Origin of the sequence: Venatoribacter cucullus (assembly GCF_016132445.1) — a bacterium.
GTDB lineage: Bacteria > Pseudomonadota > Gammaproteobacteria > Pseudomonadales > Oceanobacteraceae > Venatoribacter > Venatoribacter cucullus.
This window is the reverse complement of sequence record NZ_CP046056.1, coordinates 640262-657552: the sequence shown is the minus strand read 5'-3', so window position 1 is coordinate 657552 and position 17291 is coordinate 640262. Positions and strand designations below refer to the sequence as shown.

Annotated in this window: 16 protein-coding genes; 7 read left to right on the top strand and 9 right to left on the bottom strand. The window is 55.3% G+C overall.

Annotated elements, in window-relative coordinates; translation table 11 throughout:
- Nucleotides 1-44: 44 nt before the first annotated feature.
- A complete protein-coding gene (rlmE, locus tag GJQ55_RS03270; RefSeq protein WP_228346087.1) occupies nt 45-665 on the bottom strand; it encodes a 23S rRNA (uridine(2552)-2'-O)-methyltransferase RlmE in 621 nt (206 codons plus the stop codon).
- Nucleotides 666-769: 104 nt separating this feature from the next.
- On the opposite strand from rlmE, the gene GJQ55_RS03265 reads away from it, so the two are divergent.
- The 4 genes from GJQ55_RS03265 (at nt 770) to GJQ55_RS03250 (ending at nt 3608) form a co-directional block, all read left to right on the top strand.
- The gene (locus GJQ55_RS03265; RefSeq protein WP_228346086.1) at nt 770-1072 is read left to right on the top strand and encodes a YhbY family RNA-binding protein; all 303 of its coding nucleotides are present in this window, start codon (nt 770-772) and stop codon (nt 1070-1072) included.
- 127 nt (nt 1073-1199) lie between these two features.
- Nucleotides 1200-2324, top strand: a complete 1125-nt coding sequence (locus tag GJQ55_RS03260; protein WP_228346085.1) for a beta-ketoacyl-ACP synthase III — start codon at nt 1200-1202, stop codon at nt 2322-2324.
- Nucleotides 2325-2466: 142 nt separating this feature from the next.
- Complete coding sequence (fabA, locus tag GJQ55_RS03255) at nt 2467-2982, top strand: 3-hydroxyacyl-[acyl-carrier-protein] dehydratase FabA (protein ID WP_228346084.1); 516 nt, start codon at nt 2467-2469, stop codon at nt 2980-2982.
- Nucleotides 2983-3086: 104 nt separating this feature from the next.
- Complete coding sequence (locus GJQ55_RS03250) at nt 3087-3608, top strand: acyl-CoA thioesterase (protein ID WP_228346083.1); 522 nt, start codon at nt 3087-3089, stop codon at nt 3606-3608.
- A gap of 50 nt (nt 3609-3658) precedes the next feature.
- Here the strand turns inward: GJQ55_RS03250 and greA are convergent, their stop codons facing one another.
- From greA to carA, 3 genes are read right to left on the bottom strand one after another with little or no spacing between them, the layout of a single operon-like run.
- Complete coding sequence (gene greA, locus GJQ55_RS03245; protein ID WP_228346082.1) at nt 3659-4135, bottom strand: transcription elongation factor GreA; 477 nt, start codon at nt 4133-4135, stop codon at nt 3659-3661.
- Between the two features lie 37 nt (nt 4136-4172).
- Nucleotides 4173-7388, bottom strand: a complete 3216-nt coding sequence (carB, locus tag GJQ55_RS03240; protein WP_228346081.1) for a carbamoyl-phosphate synthase large subunit — start codon at nt 7386-7388, stop codon at nt 4173-4175.
- A 16-nt stretch (nt 7389-7404) separates the two neighbouring features.
- Entirely contained in the window at nt 7405-8553 is a 1149-nt protein-coding gene (gene carA, locus GJQ55_RS03235; protein ID WP_228346080.1) for a glutamine-hydrolyzing carbamoyl-phosphate synthase small subunit, read from the bottom strand.
- Between the two features lie 474 nt (nt 8554-9027).
- Between carA and GJQ55_RS03230 the strand changes: the two genes are divergently transcribed.
- Complete coding sequence (locus GJQ55_RS03230; RefSeq protein WP_228346079.1) at nt 9028-9642, top strand: TetR/AcrR family transcriptional regulator; 615 nt, start codon at nt 9028-9030, stop codon at nt 9640-9642.
- A 65-nt stretch (nt 9643-9707) separates the two neighbouring features.
- Here the strand turns inward: GJQ55_RS03230 and dapB are convergent, their stop codons facing one another.
- From dapB to grpE, 4 genes are all read right to left on the bottom strand, one after another.
- On the bottom strand, nt 9708-10511 hold the full coding sequence (gene dapB / locus GJQ55_RS03225; protein ID WP_228346078.1) for a 4-hydroxy-tetrahydrodipicolinate reductase: 804 nt from the start codon (nt 10509-10511) through the stop codon (nt 9708-9710).
- A gap of 104 nt (nt 10512-10615) precedes the next feature.
- The gene (dnaJ, locus tag GJQ55_RS03220) at nt 10616-11740 is read right to left on the bottom strand and encodes a molecular chaperone DnaJ (RefSeq protein WP_228346077.1); all 1125 of its coding nucleotides are present in this window, start codon (nt 11738-11740) and stop codon (nt 10616-10618) included.
- Between the two features lie 79 nt (nt 11741-11819).
- Nucleotides 11820-13730 carry a molecular chaperone DnaK gene (dnaK, locus tag GJQ55_RS03215; RefSeq protein WP_228346076.1) on the bottom strand — a complete coding sequence of 637 codons (1911 nt, stop codon included), beginning with the start codon at nt 13728-13730 and terminating at the stop codon, nt 11820-11822.
- Nucleotides 13731-13865: 135 nt separating this feature from the next.
- Nucleotides 13866-14435 carry a nucleotide exchange factor GrpE gene (grpE, locus tag GJQ55_RS03210; RefSeq protein ID WP_228346075.1) on the bottom strand — a complete coding sequence of 190 codons (570 nt, stop codon included), beginning with the start codon at nt 14433-14435 and terminating at the stop codon, nt 13866-13868.
- Nucleotides 14436-14595: 160 nt separating this feature from the next.
- Between grpE and recN the strand changes: the two genes are divergently transcribed.
- Complete coding sequence (recN, locus tag GJQ55_RS03205) at nt 14596-16269, top strand: DNA repair protein RecN (RefSeq protein ID WP_228346074.1); 1674 nt, start codon at nt 14596-14598, stop codon at nt 16267-16269.
- Nucleotides 16270-16353: 84 nt separating this feature from the next.
- Here recN and fur read toward each other — a convergent pair whose 3' ends face one another.
- On the bottom strand, nt 16354-16761 hold the full coding sequence (gene fur, locus GJQ55_RS03200; RefSeq protein WP_228346073.1) for a ferric iron uptake transcriptional regulator: 408 nt from the start codon (nt 16759-16761) through the stop codon (nt 16354-16356).
- A gap of 200 nt (nt 16762-16961) precedes the next feature.
- Here fur and GJQ55_RS03195 point away from each other — a divergent pair, with 200 nt between their 5' ends.
- A complete protein-coding gene (locus GJQ55_RS03195; protein ID WP_228346072.1) occupies nt 16962-17279 on the top strand; it encodes an outer membrane protein assembly factor BamE in 318 nt (105 codons plus the stop codon).
- Nucleotides 17280-17291 lie beyond the last annotated feature (12 nt).

Below are 17291 nucleotides of genomic sequence, written 5' to 3'. Positions count from 1 at the left end.
GGTTATCCAGCTGTTCATATCTGCCGCTAGCTTAACAAGCCAGACTAAGCTCGGAAACCTTTACCAACGACGTAGACCTCGCGTGAACGCGGGCGTGACGCCTTTGGCTTACGAATCATTACCTTACTGAACGATTCTCTGACGTCTTTCACATACTGATCAAAGCCGTCACCCTGAAACACTTTGGCCACAAACTGGCCATTGGGTTTCAGAACCTGCCGCGCCATATCCAGCGCCAGCTCGACCAGATACATGGAACCGGGCTGGTCAATCGACGCCATGCCACTCATGTTGGGGGCCATATCGGAAATTACAAGGTCAACCGGGCGGCCACCCACGACGTCCATAATCTGATCGAACACCGATTGTTCGGTAAAATCGCCCTGAATGAAATCGACATCCGCTATCGGGTCCATAGACAGAATATCGGATGCAATAATCACCCCGTTACCGTTCAGCTTGCGCCCCACCACCTGCGACCAGCCGCCGGGCGCAGCACCAAGATCCAGAATCACCATGCCGGGTTTGATCAGCTGATCTTTTTCATCCAGCTCAAGCAGCTTGTAACTGGCGCGGGTACGGTAGCCATCCTGCTGGGCTTTCTGCACATAAATATCGTCGACGTGCTCTTTGAGCCACTCGGCACTGGTTTTTGATCGCGCCATGCGGGTTCTTACTCCAAGGTCAGGTATACTGTCGGGCAGTACGTCCCGGCAGTGCAAAACAGACCCGGGATTCTAACACTGATCTGAAGAGCTTCCGAACCTGTATGGCATTATCCAACGAACAGAAAAAGGCCCTGCGCGCCATTGGCCACACCCTGAATCCCATTGTAACGGTGGCCGGCAACGGCCTGACTGAAAGCGTTATCGAAGAGCTGAACCGCGCCCTGAACGACCACGAACTGATCAAAATCAAAGTATCCGTGGGTGATCGTGAAGTGAAAAAACAAGTGATCGCCGAGATCCTGCGCATCACCGGTGCCGAAATGCCCCAGCAAATCGGCAATACCGCGCTGCTGCTGCGCCGCAACCCGCAGGCCAAAGCCACGCTGTCCAATCTTAAGCGCTGAATTTCCGGCCGCTGCAGAATATGACCGGATGCTCAAATCCGGTCATGTCATGCCCCTGCAACAAATGTATGGTTGGAAGGTTGCGCTGTTCCGGTGATAATGCCGGAAAAAGCAAGGTTCCTTCCTCATGTCCGATATCGTTATTTCCGGCTCCGGCCTGTTTATTCCGCCGTTTTCTGTCAGCAACGACGAACTGGTCGATGCTTACAATGCCTACGTTACCCGCTTCAATGACGACAACGCCGCGGCGATCGCTGCCGGCGAGCTGGAAGCTCTGCCACTGAGCAGCAGCGAATTCATTGAAAAAGCTTCCGGCATCAAAGCCCGTTATGCCATGCATAAAGATGGCATGCTGGACCCTGCACGGATGATGCCGCGTTTTGAACCCTGCACGCCGGAAAACGGCAACGAACCCGAAGTGGTGACCATGGGTCTGGGCGCTGCCCGCGAAGCCATGCAACGTGCCGGTAAAACCGCGGCCGATATTGATATGCTGATTGTCGCCACCACCAATCACCAGCGTGCTTATCCATCGATTGCGGTAGAAATTCAGCAGAAACTGGGCATCAAAGGCTTTGCTTACGATATGGGCATTGCCTGTTCGTCCGCCACGTTCGGCCTGATTTCAGCCTATGCATCGGTGAAAGCCGGTCTGGCCAAATGTGCACTGGTGGTAAACCCGGAATTCGCCACCCCGCAGGTGAATCTGAAATCCCGCGACAGCCATTTTATTTTTGGTGATGGCGCTACCGCCGTGGTGATTGAACGCCAGGACAGCTGCACCAGCCCACATGCGTTCCGTATTCTGCACACTCAGCAGTTCACCCAGTACTCTGCCAACATCCGCTGTGATGGCAACTACACCGACCACTGCTTCGATGATCTGGCCTACGAACGCCCCTTCTTCCAGCAGGAAGGCCGTAAAGTCTTTAAAGAACTGCTGCCACTGGTGACTGACTTTATTGAAGGGCAACTGACCAGCAACAATTTGCAACCGGCTGATCTGAAGCGTATGTGGCTGCATCAGGCCAACATCAATATGAATATGTTTGCGGTGAAAAAACTGCTCGGCCGGCTGCCGGAAGGTAATGAAGCGCCGGTCATTCTGGATGAATTCGCCAACGTAGCGTCGTCTGGTTCGGTCATTGCGTTCCACCGTTATCAGGATGACTTCAGCGCCGGCGACAAAGGCCTGATCTGTTCCTTCGGAGCCGGTTATTCCATCGGCAGCCTGCTGGTTGAAAAGCTGTAACACCCCCTGACCCGCCAGTTCTGGCGGGTCCCTCCTTCTGATTATTTCCATTTCTTCATAAAACCTTAATTGGTACTCACGCTGTAAATCTGTCACCGTGCAGGCATACTCACCTGCACATAAGAAAGACAGAGGAAACCGCATGACCCGCCAGAGCAGTTACACCCGCGAAGAATTACTGGCCTGTGGCCGTGGCGAATTATTCGGCGAAGGCAATGCCCGCCTGCCGCTGCCCAATATGCTGATGATGGACCGCATTACCCACATCAGTAACGAAGGTGGTAAATACGGTAAAGGTGAAATCGTCGCCGAACTGGATATTGATCCGTCGCTGTGGTTCTTTGCCTGCCATTTTGAAGGCGATCCGGTAATGCCGGGCTGTCTGGGCCTTGATGCGATGTGGCAACTGGTCGGTTTCTTCCTCGGCTGGCGCGGCAACCCGGGGCGTGGCCGGGCACTGGGCAGCGGCGAAGTGAAATTCCGTGGCCAGGTGCTGCCGACCGCCAAAAAAGTCACCTACCGCATCAGCATGCGCCGGGTTATGGAACAGAAGCTGGTGATGGGCATTGCCGATGCCACCATGGAAGTGGATGGCCGTGAAATTTATGCCGCCAGCGACCTGCGCGTTGGCCTGTTCACCTCGACCGAAGATTTCTGATCTGATAGCCAGGTTCTGGCCAATTCATTAACAGATTTCATCATTTCAGCGCCGGCTCCGGCGCTGTTTTCCGCTACACTGTCGCTGTAATCAGTGAGGTGTCTGTGGGACAAATTGTACAAACCGAAATGACCGTTCTGGTCACTCCCGATATGGCCAACTTTTCCGGCAATATGCACGGCGGCGAGCTGCTGAAACTGCTGGATAAAGTGGCCTATACCTGTGCCATGCGTTACAGCGGCCACTATGCGGTAACCCTGTCGGTGGATAACGTATTATTCAAAGAGCCAATTCATATCGGTGAACTGGTGACCTGTCTGGCCACCATTAATTACACCGGCAATACGTCCATGGAAATTGGCATTAAAGTGGTGGCGGAAGATATCCGCCAGCGCACCGTACGCCACACCCACACCTGCTATTTCACCATGGTGGCCATGGACGACAGCAATAAACCCACCGCTGTACCGCCGCTGCAGCTGAAGAGTACCGACCAGATCCGGCGCTGGAACAAAGCCTTAAAGCGCCGCGAAGCGCAGAAAAAATTACAGGCCATGATGCGCGCCATCGCCCGCGATGATGGCAGCGATGATTTTGATGATCTGCCGTTAATTCCCTGCCCCTGAGCAGGCATAAAAAAACCGCGCCGGAGCGCGGTTTTTTATTGGCAAGCCGGTTACAAATGACGAACTTCGTCGATTTCGAACTCTACCGTGCCACTCGGAATCTTCACCATCACCACATCCCCTTCTTCCTTGCCGATTAAGGCGCGGGCAATGGGCGAAGAAACAGAAATGCGGTTATTTTTAATATCCGCTTCGTCGTCACCAACGATTTTGTATTCCACTTCTTCTTCGGTGTCAGTGTTGATGATCCGCACGGTGGTACCGAACAAAACCTTACCGCTGTGCGGAATGGTTTTGATATCAATTACCTGAGCATTGGACAGCTTGCCCTCGATATCCTGAATACGGCCTTCAATAAACCCCTGCTGCTCACGGGCTGCATGGTATTCGGCGTTTTCTTTCAGATCACCATGCTCACGGGCTTCGGCAATAGAGGCAATAACCCGCGGCCGGTCAACCGACTTCAGGCGTTGCAACTCATCACGCAGCGCCTTTTCCCCTTCCACAGTCATGGGAAATTTTTGCATACGGATCGACTCCTTAATTCAATGACGCAGGCGACCATCAGATGGTCGCGTGCAGTTCCTGTAAACGACGGACTTCTTTCAGACCTTCTGAACGCAGCCCCTCAACCACCGCTTCGGCACCGGCCAGCGTGGTGGTGTAGTACACCTTATGCTGCAGGGCGCTGCGACGGATGTCGGCTGAATCACTGATCGCCTGCGGGCCATCGGTGGTGTTCACAATCAGAGAAATCTCATCGTTTTTAATCATATCGACAATGTGCGGACGGCCTTCGGTCACTTTATTGACCCGCTCCACCGCCACGCCGGCTTCACGCAGCACACGACCGGTACCTTCGGTAGAGACCAGACGGAAACCACGTTCGATCAGGCCTTTGGCCATATCCACCACACCCGGCTTGTCGGCATCACGCACGGACAGGAAGGCCACGCCGCCTTCCGGCAACTTGGCACCCGCACCCAGCTGAGCTTTATAGAAAGCTTCGCCGAAAGTGGTGCCGGCACCCATCACTTCACCGGTGGATTTCATTTCCGGGCCGAGGATCGGATCCACACCCTGGAACTTGTTGAACGGGAATACGGCTTCTTTCACTGAGAAATACGGCGGAATAATTTCCTTGGTAAAACCCAGTTCAGACAGTTTCTTGCCGGTCATCACCTTGGCAGCAATAGCGGCCAGGGAAGTGCCGATGCACTTGGAGACAAACGGTACGGTACGGGAAGCACGCGGATTCACTTCAATGACGTAAATCTCACCATCCTGCCAGGCCAGCTGAGTGTTCATCAGACCGACAACGCCCAGCTCCATCGCCATGGCAGCCACCTGCTTGCGCATTTCGTCCTGTACATCCTGCGGCAGGCTGTACGGCGGCAGAGAACACGCGGAGTCACCGGAGTGAATACCCGCCTGCTCGATGTGCTGCATGATGCCACCGATAACGACTTGTTCGCCGTCACAGATGGCGTCGATATCCACTTCCACGGCGCGATCGAGGAAGTAATCCAGCAGTACCGGCGAATCGTTCGATACTTTTACCGCTTCGGTCATGTAACGACGCAGCGAGGCTTCGTTGTTGACGATTTCCATCGCCCGGCCGCCCAGCACATAGGACGGGCGCACCACCAGCGGGTAACCGATTTCGGCGGCTTTCACCACCGCTTCTTCTGCGGACGTGACGGTGGCGTTCACCGGCTGCTTCAGACCCAGACGCTGGATCATCTGCTGGAAACGCTCACGGTCTTCGGCGCGGTCAATGGCTTCCGGTGACGTGCCGATAATGGGCACACCAGCGGCTTCCAGTTCGTCGGCCAGTTTCAGCGGGGTCTGGCCACCGTACTGCACGATCACGCCTTTGGGTTTTTCTTTCTCAACGATTTCCAGCACGTCTTCCAGGGTTACCGGCTCGAAGTACAGACGGTCGGAGGTGTCGTAGTCGGTGGAAACGGTTTCCGGGTTACAGTTGACCATAATGGCCTCATACCCTTCTTCCTTGGCTGCCAGTGCCGCGTGCACACAGCAGTAATCAAACTCGATGCCCTGACCAATACGGTTCGGACCACCACCCAGCACGATGATTTTTTCGCGGTCAGTTGGGTTGGCTTCGCACTCTTCCTCGTAGGTGGAGTACATATAGGCCGTGTCGGTGGCAAATTCTGCCGCACAGGTATCCACGCGCTTGTAGACCGGACGGATGCCCAGCTTCTGACGGTGCTTACGGAAGGTTTTTTCAGTAATGCCCAGCAGAGTGGCCAGACGGGCATCGGAGAAACCTTTGCGCTTCAGACGATAAACACGGTCAGCATCCAGCGCCTGCAGGCTGCTTTGGGCCACCGCGGCTTCTTCTTTGATCAGGTCTTCAATCTGCACCAGGAACCAGGGATCAACGTGCGAGTGTTCGTACACTTCCTGCACGCTCATGCCCAGACGGAAGGCATCACCGATGTACCAGATACGCTCAGAGCGCGGGGTACGCAGTTCGGAAATCACTTTATCTTTGCTGGCCGGATCGTTCAGATCCACCTTCGGATCGAAACCGGTGGAACCCACTTCCAGACCACGCAGGGCTTTCTGCAGAGATTCCTGCTGGGTACGGCCAATCGCCATCACCTCACCCACTGACTTCATCTGGGTGGTCAGACGACCATCGGCCTGCGGGAATTTCTCGAAAGTGAAGCGCGGGATTTTGGTCACCACGTAGTCGATGGACGGCTCAAACGACGCCGGGGTACGACCGCCGGTAATATCGTTCTGCAGTTCATCCAGCGTATAACCCACAGCCAGCTTGGCGGCGACTTTGGCAATCGGGAAACCGGTTGCTTTAGACGCCAGAGCGGAGGAACGGGATACCCGCGGGTTCATCTCGATCACGACCATACGGCCGTCTTTCGGGTTGATACCGAACTGGACGTTGGAACCGCCGGTTTCCACACCGATCTCGCGCAGTACCGCCAACGAGGCGTCACGCATGATCTGATATTCTTTGTCGGTCAGTGTCTGCGCCGGTGCCACGGTGATGGAGTCACCGGTGTGTACGCCCATGGCGTCGAAGTTTTCGATTGAGCAGATAATGATGCAGTTGTCGTTTTTGTCCCGCACAACTTCCATCTCGTACTCTTTCCAGCCGATCAGGGATTCGTCGATCAGCAGCTCGTTGGTCGGTGACAGGTCCAGACCACGGGCACAGATTTCTTCAAACTCTTCTTTGTTGTAGGCGATACCGCCACCGGTGCCACCCATGGTGAAGGACGGCCGGATAATGCAGGGGAAACCCAGGCTTTTCTGCACTTCGCGGGCTTCTTCCATGCTGTGCGCAATACCGGCGCGCGGGCATTCCAGGCCGATTTTCTTCATGGCATGGTCGAAACGCTCACGGTCTTCGGCTTTATCGATGGTGTCGGCATTGGCACCGATCATTTCGACGCCGAACTTTTCCAGCACGCCGGCCTGTTCCAGGCCCAGTGCGCAGTTCAGTGCGGTCTGACCACCCATAGTCGGCAACAGCGCATCCGGACGCTCTTTTTCAATAATTTTGGCAACCGCTTCGACGGTGATGGGTTCGATGTAGGTGGCATCGGCCATCGACGGGTCGGTCATGATGGTGGCCGGGTTGGAGTTCACCAGAATAACGCGGTAACCCTCTTCCCGCAGGGCTTTACAGGCCTGAGCGCCGGAGTAATCGAACTCACAGGCCTGACCGATCACGATAGGACCGGCGCCGATGATCAGAATACTTTTAATATCAGTACGTTTTGGCATATCTCAGTCGGTCCTGTTATTGAGCGGCCTTGGCGGCGGTCATCAGATCAATGAAATGGTCGAACAGCGGGGCAACATCGCGCGGCCCCGGGCTGGCTTCCGGGTGACCCTGGAAGCTGAACGCCGGAGTATCGGTGCGGGCAATGCCCTGCAGCGTGCCGTCGAACAGTGACTTATGGGTGGCCTTCACGTTGGCCGGCAAAGTGGCTTCGTCTACGGCGAAGCCGTGGTTCTGGCTGGTAATCATCACGCGGCCGGATTCAATATCCTGTACCGGGTGGTTACCGCCGTGGTGGCCGTGCGGCATTTTTACGGTTTGCGCACCAGACGCCAGCGCCAGCAGCTGGTGACCGAGACAGATACCGAACACCGGCATACCGGTAGCCACAATTTCCTGAATGGCCTTAATGGCGTAGTCGCAAGGAGCCGGGTCGCCGGGGCCATTGGAGAGGAACACGCCATCCGGATTCATCGCCAGCACGTCAGCGGCCGGGGTTTGCGCCGGCACCACAGTCAGGTCGCAGCCACGCTCAGCCAGCAAACGCAGAATGTTGCGTTTTACGCCGTAATCGTACGCCACCACCTTAAATTTTGGTTCGCTCAGCTGGCCATAGCCTTTACCCAGCGTCCAGTCAGTTTCGGTCCACTTATACGTGGCTTTGGCGCTGACCACTTTGGCCAGATCCATACCGTTCAGGCCGGGGAAAGCCTTGGCTTCTGCCAGCGCTTTGGCTACCGACGCTTCTGAGTGCGCATCAGCACCCGCCAGCAGACAGCCATTCAGCGAGCCTTTTTCACGCAGTACGCGGGTAAGGCGGCGGGTATCGATATCGGCAATGCCCAGCACATTGCGCTGTTTCAGGTATTCATCCAGTGCCTGCTCATTGCGGAAACTGGAAGCAATTAATGGCAGATCGCGGATTACCAGGCCTTTGGCATAGATGCCGTCAGACTCTTCGTCTTCAGGGTTGGTACCGTAGTTACCAATATGTGGATAGGTTAAGGTGACAATCTGACTGGCATAGGAAGGATCGGTAAGAATCTCCTGATAACCGGTCATAGAGGTGTTAAACACTACCTCTCCCACTGACAGACCTTCGGCACCAATGCTGGTACCTTTGAAGATGCTGCCGTCCTCAAGAGCTAGAATGGCTGGCGTAGACAAGGCTAAATCCCCGAACAAAGAATAAACTTGCAGACTACCGCACCGGGCCGGAGGGAATCGCCGAAGGAATCTGCAGTCGTAAAAAAGCGGAATGGTGAAAGACAGACCCCATCCCGCTTACGGCTGATTCCGGCGACAAAAAGCGATCGCCACAATGCGTGTATAAACTAACACTAAAGGATACTGAAAACGGCCCCCGCTGTCCAACCCAAGCGCACAATCAGCACCGTTACGCCACCCTCTTAAAACCTCCGGCCGGTGCCGTAATATCCACCGCCACCCTGCCTTGTTACATGAAGTTACAGTATGTAACATACAAAATTACACGCAATACTGCTTCCCCCGGGATCGGCCTGCAGTAAAAATCCGGTATTGAGAAGTTGAACTACTTAGAAACTACATAACAGTCAGAGTTATCAAAAACTACTGGCGTTGTTCGCACCCGCTCATGCAACTGAATCAAGGGGTTTTACCATGCCTGTCGCTGTTGATGGCCGTCGCCGTCTGAATCCTGAAGAACGTAAAAAGTTACTGCTGGTCCATGCCGTAGAGAACTTTGCTCACCGTGGCATTGGCCGTGGCGGACACACCGAAATTGCCGAAACCGGCGGGGTATCGGTTGCCACCGTCTTCAACTATTTCAATACCCGTGAAGATCTGGTAGATGCGGTACTGGACGAGATTGAAAGCTTCCTGCTGAACCTGGCCGAACAGGTTTACCGTGAACAGGCTGACCCGGTGGCCGCCATCAAGGCGCATCTGGGGGCTTTTCTGCAGGCCTGCGAAGAGCACCCGGCCTACATTAAAGTGTGGCTGGAGTGGAGCGCCTCAGTACGGGATGAAACCTGGCCCAAGTACCTGGCCTTCCAGAATAAATTACTGGATCTGATTGCTGAGCACATTGAAACCGGTATCCGCAGTGGCGCACTGGAAATGGGCTTATCCCCCCGCGAGCGTGCCCGCTGGGCGCTGGGCAATGCACAGATGCTGGTCTCCATGGTATTTGACCCGGATGGCAAACCAAGCGGCATGGAAGAGATGATCAGCCGCGGTTTCGACCATATTCTTGGGGTAAAATCCCGCGCCTGACACGAAATAAAGACATAAAAAAACCGCTCGGATGAGCGGTTTTTTTATGCCTGAACGGCTGGCGTTCAGAAGCCCAGCACATCCTGCATATCGTACAGGCCGGCCGGCTGCTTATTCACCCACAACGCGGCCCGTACCGCACCTTTGGCGAAGGTCATACGGCTTTGCGCTTTATGGGTAATTTCCACCCGCTCACCTTCGGTGGCGAACATGACGGTATGATCACCGACCACATCACCGCCACGAATGGTTTCAAAACCAATCTGCTTCTGCGGGCGCGCGCCGGTGTAGCCTTCACGACCATAGACCGCCACTTCTTTCAGGTCCCAGCCCAAGGTTTCGGCGACCACTTCGCCCATGCGCAACGCCGTACCGGACGGTGCATCGACTTTATGCCGGTGGTGCATTTCCACCACTTCAATATCACTGTCATTGCCCATCACCGAGGCGGCCATGCGCAGCAGATTCAGACAGAGGTTCACGCCAACGGAATAGTTAGGCGCAAAGACAATGCCCATGTCGGCAGCTGCCACTTGCATGGCGGCTTTCTGCTCGTCATTAAGGCCAGTGGTACCGATTACGATCTGCTTACCATGCTGACGGCAGAGTTCAATATTGGCCATGGTGGCCGCCGGGGCGGTGAAATCGATCAGCACATCGAACTGGTCAATAACATCGGCAATGGCGGTGGTGGCGGGTACATTCAGCACCACCCCTAAACCGGCAATGGCACCGGCGTCCACACCGGCCATCGGATCAGCGGGCAGCACCACCGCCGCGCCCAGTTCAGCACCTTCAGCAGCGCGTACCGCTTCAATCAGTACGCGGCCCATACGACCGGCAGCACCGGTAATCGCAATACGAGTCATGACAGGAGTCCAGAAAATTCAGAAAAACGGCGCTAAGAATATAGCGATTTGTCAGGAGATGCGAGGCGCAGCCCGAAGGCTGCGCCGGCAGGGTTTAAAACTGCTCAGATTTCCTCAAAGAATTTCTTCACACCTTCAAACCAGCTTTTCTTCTGCGGTGAATGCTTTTCACCGGTTAACGACGCCTGGAATTTCATCAGCAGTTCTTTCTGCTCGCTGCTCAGGTTCACTGGTGTTTCCACCTGTACCCGGCACAACAGATCGCCAGCCGGACCACCGCGCACCGGGGTTACCCCTTTGCCACGCAGGCGGAACAGCTTGCCGCTTTGGGTTTCCGCCGGAATCTTCAGTTTCACCCGGCCATCCAGGGTCGGCACTTCCAGCTCACCGCCCAGTGCGGCATCAACGATACTGATGGGCACATCGCAATACAGGTTACGGCCATCGCGGTGGAACAGGTTGTGCTCGCGCACACTGACCTGTACGTACAGATCACCGGCCGGGCCTCCCATCGCGCCGGCCTCACCTTCGCCCGCCAGACGAATCCGATCACCAGTATCCACACCCGCCGGGATTTTCACCGACAGCGTTTTGGTTTCTTCTTTCACGCCACGGCCATGACAGCTGCTGCACGGGTCTTCAATAATGGTGCCCTGACCACGACAGCTCGGACAGGTTTGCTGTACAGCAAAGAAGCCCTGCTGCATGCGGATCTGCCCCTGCCCATGACAGGTGGTACAGGTTTTCGGTTTGGTACCCGGTTTGGCACCGGTGCCGTCGCAGGTAGTACAGGCCGTCAGGGTCGGGATGCGGATTTTCTTTTCCACCCCACGTACCGCTTCTTCCAGCGTCAGCTCCATGGTGTAGCGCAGGTCAGAACCGCGCTGCGGACCACCCCGTGAACCACCCCGGCCACCGCCGCCGAAAATATCACCGAACACATCACCGAAAATATCGCTGAAGCTGCCACCGGCACCACCGCCGTAGCCGCCACCCGCCTGCCCATCGACACCGGCATGACCATACTGATCATACATCTGGCGTTTCTGCGCATCGCCCAGCACTTCGTAGGCCTCGGTGGCCTCTTTGAATTTGGCGTCGGCGTCTTTGTCATCCGGATTGCGGTCCGGGTGGTATTTCATCGCCAGTTTGCGGTAGGCCTTTTTCAGCGTGGCCGCATCGGCATCCTTACTGACACCCAGAATTTCGTAATAATCTCGTTTTGACATACTTCACCTGTCGCAATCGATGGAAAGTAAAACGCGGCACCTGGGTGCCGCGTGAAGTAATTACTGCCGTTCGCAGCCCTTACTTGTCTTTTACTTCCTCAAACTCGGCATCCACGACATCGTCATCCTGGTTGTTGCCAGACTGGGCCTCACCACCTGCCTGCTGAGCCTGTGCCTGTTCGCTGTACAGGCGCTGCGCCAGTGAGCTGGAAGCTTCGGTCAGGGCCTTGGTTTTGGCTTCGATTTCGTCTTTATCGGTGCCTTTCAGTACAGCTTCCAGATCGGCAATGGCTTTCTCGATGGCGGTTTTTTCGTCATCGGTCACCTTGTCTTTAGCGTCTTCCAGAGTCTTCTTGGTGGCGTGTACCAGGCCATCGGCAGTATTACGAGCCTGCACCAGTTCTTCAAACTGACGGTCGGCATCGGCGTTGGCCTCAGCGTCACGCACCATTTTCTCGATTTCTTCATCGCTCAAACCGGAAGAGGCCTTGATGACGATGGACTGCTCTTTGCCAGTGGCTTTGTCTTTCGCGCTGACGTTCAGAATACCGTTGGCATCGATGTCAAAGGTGACTTCGATCTGCGGCATACCGCGCGGTGCCGGCGGAATATCGGCCAGGTCAAAACGACCCAGTGACTTGTTCTGCGCCGCCTGCTTACGCTCACCCTGTACCACGTGAATGGTTACGGCTGTCTGGTTGTCATCAGCGGTTGAGAACACCTGCGACTTTTTGGTCGGAATGGTGGTGTTCTTTTCAATCACCGGCGTCGCTACGCCACCCATGGTTTCAATGCCCAAAGTCAGCGGAGTTACGTCCAGCAGCAGTACGTCTTTCACATCACCGGACAGTACCGCACCCTGAACCGCAGCACCCACGGCCACGGCTTCATCCGGGTTAACGTCTTTACGCGGCTCTTTGCCGAAGAAATCCGCCACGCGCTTCTGTACCAGCGGCATACGGGTTTGACCGCCAACCAGAATCACTTCATCCACTTCAGAGATGCTCAGGCCGGAATCTTTCAGCGCAATACGGCACGGCTCCAGTGAACGCTCAACCAGCTCTTCCACCAGTGATTCCAGCTTGGCGCGGGTTACTTTTACGTTCAGGTGCTTCGGACCAGTGGCATCAGCGGTGATATATGGCAGATTCACGTCAGTCTGCTGGCTCGAGGACAGCTCTACTTTGGCTTTTTCCGCCGCTTCTTTCAGACGCTGCAGGGCCAGCGGATCGTTGTGCAGATCGATGCCACTGTCTTTCTTGAATTCAGCCGCTAAATACTCAATTAAGCGCAGGTCAAAGTCTTCACCACCGAGGAAGGTGTCACCATTAGTGGCCAGAACTTCAAACTGTTTTTCGCCGTCGACGTCAGCCACTTCGATAATGGAAATATCGAAGGTACCACCACCCAGGTCATATACCGCGATGGTACGGTCGCCCACTTCTTTATCAATACCGTAGGCCAGCGCAGCAGCAGTCGGCTCGTTAATAATGCGCTTCACTTCCAGACCGGCAATTTTACCGGCATCTTTGGTGGCCTGACGCTGAGAATCGTTGAAGTAAGCCGGTACGGTAATCACCGCCTCGGTGACTTTTTCGCCCAGATAATCTTCGGCGGTTTTCTTCATTTTTTTCAGGATTTCGGCAGAAATCTGCGGCGGTGCGTATTTCTCACCTTTTACTTCAATCCAGGCATCACCGTTATCGGCCTTCACAATTTTGTAAGGCACCATGGAAATATCTTTCTGCACCACATCATCGGTGAACTTACGGCCAATCAGGCGCTTAACCGCAAACAGAGTGTTGTTCGGGTTGGTGACAGCCTGACGCTTGGCAGACTGACCCACCAGCACTTCGTCATCAGTGTAAGCAATGATGGACGGTGTGGTGCGATCGCCTTCAGCGTTTTCAATAACACGGGTTTTATCCCCATCCAGGATAGCCACACAGGAGTTGGTGGTGCCCAGGTCGATACCAATAATTTTACCCATTTGTAAATTCCTCATTCTGGCAGCACAGCTGCATGAACATTAAAACTGGTTATTTGTTAAAAACCGCTTGTTTCGTTGTTGCCTGATATATAAGTCCGGCCCGATCAGTTTCAAGGCCGGTAACACACAAAAAAATCAGGCCTTTTCGTCAATTTTGGCCGCACCCTTGCTGACCACCACCATAGCCGGACGCAACAGACGACCAGCGATGGTGTAACCTTTTTGCATTACCGCCAGTACGGTATTCGGAGCCGCATCCGGCGACTCCACCATGGTCATGGCCTGATGCAGGTCGGGATTAAACGGCTCATTCAGAGGGTCAACGGTTTCGACCCGGAATTTAGCCAGCGCCGACCGCATACCGGTTAAGGTCAGGTCAACACCGTCACGGATGGCTATAGTGGCGTCGTCTTCGGCGGTACAGGCCGCCAGGGCTCGCTCCAGGTTGTCAACTACGGCCAGCATCTCGTTGGCAAATTTCTCCACCCCGAATTTGTGGGCTTTTTCAACGTCGGCTTCAGCACGACGACGCACATTCTGCATTTCCGCCTGCAGGCGCAGCATCTGTTCTTTCAGATCCGCAACTTCCTGCTGCGCCAGTTCCAGAGCGTTATCCTCTGCAGCACCGGCAACCGTCTCTTCAGTTCCGGCAGCAGCGCCATTCTGGGTTTCCAGTTCTTCCTGTACCTTGTGTTCGTCAGACATCGGTTGTTTTCCTCAATAGCAGTCATAAAAGCTGCAACCTATATGGGGCAGCCCGCACAGGATTCAAGGGCTGTTTTTGCGTGGCGGACAACGCCATGCTTGACAGAAGTAGATACTGTATATAAAAACACTGTATATCCATTCAGATACGGAGCACATCATGCTGTCTCATCTGTCCATCCATCAGTTTGCCCTGGTCGACCACCTGGAACTGGAACTGCAACCCGGCATGTCGGTCATTACCGGCGAAACCGGGGCTGGTAAATCCATTCTGCTGGATGCCCTGGGGCTGGCCCTGGGTAACCGTGCCGATGCAGACTGCATCCGCCATGGCGGCGACAAAGCCGAGATTGCCGCCACCTTCAGCAGCAACGAACAGGCACGCCTGTGGCTGCAGCAACGTGATCTGCCCGCCGATGAAGACAGCATTATGTTGCGCCGGGTCATCACCGATGAAGGCCGCTCCCGCGGCTACATCAATGGCCGCCCGGCTTCCGCTACCGACCTGAAAGAACTGGGCCAGCTGCTGGTCGATATCCACTCTCAGCACGCCCATCAGCACCTGCTGCAGAAAGACACCCCGCGCCAGCTGCTGGATGCCTACGCCGGCCTGCAACTGCCGGCCAGCGAAGTGGCGCTGGTATGGTCAGAGTGGCAACAGCTGGAAAAGCGTCTGCACAAACTGCAGGAAGAAAGCAGTGAAACCAAAGCCCAGCGTCAGCTGCTGACCTACCAGGTAGAGGAATTACGGGAAATTGGCCCCGGCGCCACCGAACTGGATGAACTCGAAGCCGAACAGAAGCGCCTGGCCAATGCCGAAAGTATGCTGCTGAACGGCCAGACGGCGCTGACGTCCTGCAGTGGTGATGACAGCGGCGAAAGCGCCGCCGCCCAGCTGGCTTATCAGGCATTACAACGTCTTGACGATATCGATGACCAGCACCCGCTGCTGAACGAAGCGCGCGATTTACTGCGCCAGGCCCATATTCAGCTGGAAGAAGCCAGCCATTCACTGCAGCGCTATCTGGACCAGGTCGATATCAATCCGCATCGCCTGCAACAGGTCGATAACCGCCTCAGCGAACTCTACAGCCTGGCGCGCAAACACCAGATACAACCGCAGCAGCTCCACGCTTACTGGCAAGAGCAGGAACAGGCTCTGGCGGAGCTGAGCCTGAGCGATGAGGATCTGGATGAGCTGGCACAACAATGCCAGCAGCTGGCGGCCGAATACCAACAGCTGGCCACGGTTCTCAGCAGCGCCCGCCAGCAGGCAGCGGCAAAACTGGATCAGGAAGTGGAGTCTCATTTTGAAGCACTGGCACTGGGCCGGGCCCGCTTTACCACCCGGGTAGAAGCCGGCAACGCCGGGCAGGGCAGCCGCCACGGCATCGACCAGATCAGCTTCTTTGTGCAGACCAACCCGGGCATGCCCGGCGGGCCGCTGGCCAAAGTCGCTTCCGGTGGTGAACTGGCGCGCATCAGCCTGGCCATTCAGGTGGTCACGGCAGCAGTCAGCAACACGCCCTGTCTGATCTTTGACGAAGTGGATGTCGGCATCGGCGGCGGCACCGCCGAACGGGTGGGTCGTTTATTGCGCAAGCTGGGCAGTCAGAGCCAGGTACTCTGTGTAACCCACCAGCCGCAGGTCGCGGCGCAGGCACACCAGCATTATCAGGTGAGTAAAATCAGCGGTGATCAGGCCACCCATACACAATTGCGTGAGCTGAACAAAAAACAGCGGGCGGAAGAAGTGGCCCGGATGCTGGGCGGCGTGGATATTACCCGCCAGACTCTGGCACATGCCGAGGAAATGCTGGCACTGGCGCAATAACGACGGGGCTCAATGCTGGCACTGATGGAGCAGCGCCGCTATTGAAAGACCGGCACCGGGGTAAACAACCCGTGCCGGAAAACGTTATTTCTTTTTACGGACGTACAGCACCAGGCTGTGTTCAACCAACTCGAAGCCATGTTCTTCAGCAATCTGGTGCTGCAGGCGTTCGATCTGTTCGTTGGTGAATTCGATAACATTACCGTCTTCCACATCAACCATATGGTCATGATGGTCGCCACGATCCAGCTCAAAAACCGAATGACCGCCGTCAAAGTTATGCCGTGCCACCAGACCAGCACTTTCAAACTGAGTCAGCACGCGATAAACGGTAGCCAGGCCGACATCTTCACCCGCTTCAATCAGCGATTTGTAGACATCTTCTGCACTCAGGTGAGCATCCGGGTTACTTTCCAGAATGCTCAGAATCTTTACCCGCGGCAGGGTGACTTTAAGACCGGCTTTACGCAATTCCACGTTTTGGTCGGACATTGCTTTCCTCGATTATTTCGCAGCTGTTTGAATTATCGGGTATTATCGCCGGTCAAAATTGCAATGCAACTTACCGGAACACGGCGGACAACACCTTGAAAACGCGAACCACCTTGCTCACGCGAAGCCTAATTCTGACTTCTTTACTCGGATTTGCAACACTTTCCGGCTGCGTGTTCCCCGGCGTTTTCAAGCTCAATGTGCAACAGGGCAACATTGTTACCCAGGACATGCTCGATAAGCTGCAGCCCGGCATGACCGAGCGTCAGGTTATTTTTGTAATGGGCAACCCGGTATTACGCAATCCTTATGAAACCCGTCGCTGGGATTACCTGTACACCCTGGAAGAACGCGACACAATTACTCAGAATTACCGCATCAGCCTGTTCTTTGATAACGCGGGGCGATTCACCCATTACACCGGCACCCTGCCGGCCAAAGAGATTCAGGAAGAAGACCAGCTCGACAGCCTGCCACGGGAGCAGGCGTCACCCAATACTGTACCGGAAGACCTCTGAGGTCCGGCACCG

Coding starts and splice junctions, on each gene's coding strand:
- rlmE (WP_228346087.1), bottom strand. CDS start 665: ATGGCGCGATCAAAAACCAGTGCCGAGTGGCTCAAAGAGCACGTCGAC.
- GJQ55_RS03265 (WP_228346086.1), top strand. CDS start 770: ATGGCATTATCCAACGAACAGAAAAAGGCCCTGCGCGCCATTGGCCAC.
- GJQ55_RS03260 (WP_228346085.1), top strand. CDS start 1,200: ATGTCCGATATCGTTATTTCCGGCTCCGGCCTGTTTATTCCGCCGTTT.
- fabA (WP_228346084.1), top strand. CDS start 2,467: ATGACCCGCCAGAGCAGTTACACCCGCGAAGAATTACTGGCCTGTGGC.
- greA (WP_228346082.1), bottom strand. CDS start 4,135: ATGCAAAAATTTCCCATGACTGTGGAAGGGGAAAAGGCGCTGCGTGAT.
- carB (WP_228346081.1), bottom strand. CDS start 7,388: ATGCCAAAACGTACTGATATTAAAAGTATTCTGATCATCGGCGCCGGT.
- GJQ55_RS03230 (WP_228346079.1), top strand. CDS start 9,028: ATGCCTGTCGCTGTTGATGGCCGTCGCCGTCTGAATCCTGAAGAACGT.
- dapB (WP_228346078.1), bottom strand. CDS start 10,511: ATGACTCGTATTGCGATTACCGGTGCTGCCGGTCGTATGGGCCGCGTA.
- dnaJ (WP_228346077.1), bottom strand. CDS start 11,740: ATGTCAAAACGAGATTATTACGAAATTCTGGGTGTCAGTAAGGATGCC.
- dnaK (WP_228346076.1), bottom strand. CDS start 13,730: ATGGGTAAAATTATTGGTATCGACCTGGGCACCACCAACTCCTGTGTG.
- grpE (WP_228346075.1), bottom strand. CDS start 14,435: ATGTCTGACGAACACAAGGTACAGGAAGAACTGGAAACCCAGAATGGC.
- recN (WP_228346074.1), top strand. CDS start 14,596: ATGCTGTCTCATCTGTCCATCCATCAGTTTGCCCTGGTCGACCACCTG.
- fur (WP_228346073.1), bottom strand. CDS start 16,761: ATGTCCGACCAAAACGTGGAATTGCGTAAAGCCGGTCTTAAAGTCACC.